The organism is Microcystis sp. LEGE 08355 (assembly GCF_015207185.1).
GTDB classification, from domain to species: domain Bacteria; phylum Cyanobacteriota; class Cyanobacteriia; order Cyanobacteriales; family Microcystaceae; genus Microcystis; species Microcystis panniformis.
On sequence record NZ_JADEXI010000490.1, the window covers coordinates 1 to 3,514 of the forward strand.

The following is a 3,514-nucleotide window of genomic DNA, read 5'->3' on the forward strand; positions in this document are numbered from 1 at the left end:
TAATAAGGGGGGGCAGAGGCAAAATCTATCTTCAATTTAATTATAACTACTTACTTAACTCCGATTAACTCGATTTCGGGTTAATGGGAATAGCCAGCGCTTGAACTTGAATTTTTTTTAACTCGGAAACTAATCGAATCGCCTGCTGTTCGTAGAGGGGGGCGCCCAGGGTTGCTGGCAAATTTTCCATGAGATCGCTGGCGGTTTTCAGGGGACAATTAGAAAAACGACTGATTACGGTGGGCGCTTCCGCGGCAATATTGCGATTAAAGGCTTTTTCCACCCGCACGCGCCAAGTTTTGGGAGTTCGACGACCCTGTTCCACCCGTCGCAGTCCGTTGATAGTGGCCAGCACCACAATGCGATCGCCGATGCGTAAGTTGAGATAATCTTCGGGCATTAATTTCGGGGCTTGCCGTTCTCGTTGGTGTAGGATCGGCACGACTCGATAACCGTAGGCAATATCCCCGAGCGAGCTACCATTGAGAGTATCTCCGGCTTCGATCTCGTATTCTGTCACCAGAATCGTTTTTTGCGCCCAACGGAACAGATAGATGATATTTTCTCCGAAAGCGGCCCCCGTAAAGGCTTCTGCCGCCACGGTGTTGGTTCCCAAAATGTGAGAGCGGGGCAGAATTTGACTTAATTGTTGACTAAGGTTGTCGTCGGTGGTGCGGATGACTAAGTAGCTTTGGGGGTTGAGTTTGCGGGTGGTTAGGGCCACTTCTAAATTGAGGATTTCGTCATCGGTAACGATCGCTATACTTTTGGCCCTATCTAAATTGACATTTTTTAAAGATTCTTCGATATTTCCCGTCATCAGGGGCATTTTTGGCAGGATAGTCGCATCAAAATCCCTATTTAAGCTGACCCCGACGATCGCCTGTTGCATTTCTAGTAATAAATTAGCCACTTCTCTGCCGACTCGACCTAAGCCGACAATAACGATATGATTCTGTTGGGGAACTGGGGGACGGTTAGGGATAAATTGAAATCTTGATGATAATAAAGTTTCGGTCAAAATGGCGTAGAGAACCCCGATAAAAGCGGTTCCAGCTAAGGTTAAAAAGAGACTAAATAGCTGCATCCACCAGGGTACTGCATTTAAATCTTCGGGGTTAGAGGCACCGAAAACATCCCCATAACCACCTAATAAAAGAATCGCCGTTCCTGAAAGAGCGGAAATAAAGGAAGCTCTCGGAGCGTAGAGATGGAAAAGAAAAGTCCCGATAATTACTAGGAGGATAATGATAAATACTGACAGGAAAGCCACCCGGTGAATTTGCTGCTGAAAACTCAATTGCCAGAATTGTTGGATTTCTTTGAGCAATTTTTGCCAAAAATGCCGCAACTTCTGGCGAGAATTTGACGGTTTCTGGCGGGTAGCATCGATATTTTGGTAGGTAGTTTCGATGGTGGTAATGGTATCACCGGCCCCGATAGTGGTGGTGGGGAACCATTGATAAAATCCAGCCCTTAAAGGTTCATCGGGGGCTGTGTGTGCTAACAGACGACGGGTGGGGGTATTTAAATCACCTAAAAAGCGATCGAGTAAACCATCTTCGGGGCTAATTTGTCTCTGGATAATCCGCAATTTCTGACCGTCGAGATGCAAAAAACCGAGGGTTTCTGTGCCTAATGTGGCTAAAGCAAAGGCATTGGCGGGTAGTTGGGTAGGTTCATAGGCGATAAAATTGCCTAAACGTTCCTTAAGTAGCTGATTGAGATTATCTTTAGAAGAACGCACCACTAAGCGGGTAAGGGGATTTAATTGCCGAATAATTAGGGCAGTGGTGGCATTAATTCGCTCATCACTGGTGACAATTAAAGCAGCCCGACAGCGATCGATTCCCGCTCTTGCTAAAATGTTTTTTTGACGACAATCACCGATAATTATTTCCTCTAATAAATCGGGAAAATCATTAATTTCCCAACTGGGAGGCTGTATTAGTTCGATACCGACAACGCTAACCCCAAACTCTTTTAAAGATTTGACGCAGTGTTGTCCGAGACTACCCAATCCACAAACTAAAAAGCGATCGGCTAACTTGACATTCCCAGGGACAAAGCTGAGAGATTCTTGGTTCATAGATTCTGCTTGTCTTAAAAAATAGAAGGATTTTTCAAAATTCCGATCCCCCCTGCCCCCCTTGATAAGGGGGGTGCCGATTCCCCCTTAATCTACCCTTAATTTCTTCTTAATAAGAAGAGGGTCTGACAATTTTTAACACCTACCTAATTATAACATACCAGCATTTTTATTGCGTACCCGTTGATACATTTCTTCCATATTTAATTGGGAAGCAACGAAGTAATAAACTCCAGCAATATGTTTACAGGGATTTTCCCAATCGGGACAGGAACAATAGGTTCAGCTTTTTTCTGAGGGAAAAACCTAAATAGTGATTTCAGCTGGCTCTTCGGTTTGTGTTATGCAATGGACGGGGGTTATAAGGGGTGGAACCCTTATAGAAAAAGACATTTGGCGATTTTTGTCAATTGTTTTTGATCTAGAGCGAACTAATCAATTCAATCTCTTGCCAGATAAGGATTTAGTCGATTTATGCCACCCTATCGAACCATAACAAGTAACGAAGAGCCTTTCAGCTTTCATCGACCTGACTTTTAAACTAACTTCAGGATGAGACTGCTTTAATCTCGCCTGATAAACCTGAACATTGGTTCCAGCTTTTGGTACTCTAGAAGCCACAATATAGCATTCTTTTTTAGATTTTTTATGTCTTTCTTGTAAGTAAGAATGATTTAGAGTTGACAATAATTGATCATAAGCTTGTTCAATATTTTTACCCTTGAGTTCAATATAAAGAGCCAAGCTACAGGGATAATCAATTTCTAACAGCCAGTCGCATCTTTTCCCCTCGATGATTAAACAATTATCTATTTTTATCTTAGTAACTAATTTCTGACTATTATTGTTGACGATGAATTCTTTACCATTTTCTTTAACTTTGACTATTTTATTATTATTGCATTCAGAACAGTGACTAATATCCATTATTGTTGAGCCTTTCTTTCTAAGATTTCTTCAAACTCTTGACTAAGTTCATCGGAGACAGCATCGAGGTTATTGATACCAATCAAGTTCACCTCTGTATCTAAGATACTTTGAGTTTGTCCATTGCTAATTGTGTAGGCTGACACATCTTGAAATTGAAGAGTATTTTTATAACCTAAAGATTTTTGTGCTTTGACAGGCTCAACGTTAGCTGCCATGATTTTATTATTCAAAGCTGTGAGAATGTAGGGACTATGGGTAGTGAGAAAGAAACGACAATTTTTATTAGCATAAAGTAAGGTAAATAGTTCTACCATATCTCTTTGAGCGGAGGGAAAAAGATGGGTTTCGGGTTCCTCAATAAAAAATTGGTTGGATTCGGAATCAGGAAAAAACGAGAAAACTAAGAGAATTAATAACATTGGTAAAGCTTCTTGCTGTCCGCTTGAAGCATCAATTAAGTTAATCTTTCTCCCATCGGCATGATAAAGCCAATCT

At 41.6% G+C, this 3,514-nt stretch carries 3 protein-coding genes and 1 pseudogene; all 4 read right to left on the bottom strand.

Annotation, left to right across the window (positions count from 1 at the left end):
- Window positions 1-64 precede the first annotated feature (64 nt).
- Window positions 65-2,089 carry a TrkA family potassium uptake protein gene (locus IQ242_RS19810; protein ID WP_193961142.1) on the bottom strand — a complete coding sequence of 675 codons (2,025 nt, stop codon included), beginning with the start codon at window positions 2,087-2,089 and terminating at the stop codon, window positions 65-67.
- Window positions 2,090-2,284: 195 nt separating this feature from the next.
- Window positions 2,285-2,371, bottom strand: a pseudogene (locus IQ242_RS26385) (SWIM zinc finger family protein); the annotation flags it as partial.
- Between the two features lie 153 nt (window positions 2,372-2,524).
- A complete protein-coding gene (locus IQ242_RS19820; RefSeq protein WP_228021108.1) occupies window positions 2,525-3,016 on the bottom strand; it encodes a hypothetical protein in 492 nt (163 codons plus the stop codon).
- A partial coding sequence (locus tag IQ242_RS19825; protein WP_193961143.1) for an AAA family ATPase occupies window positions 3,016-3,514 on the bottom strand: 499 nt, incomplete at its 5' end. The genes IQ242_RS19825 and IQ242_RS19820, both read right to left, overlap by 1 nt.

Bases quoted from the DNA above. Each gene is read 5' to 3' on its own strand.
- IQ242_RS19810 (WP_193961142.1), bottom strand. From the start codon at position 2,089: ATGAACCAAGAATCTCTCAGCTTTGTCCCTGGGAATGTCAAGTTAGCC.
- IQ242_RS19820 (WP_228021108.1), bottom strand. From the start codon at position 3,016: ATGGATATTAGTCACTGTTCTGAATGCAATAATAATAAAATAGTCAAA.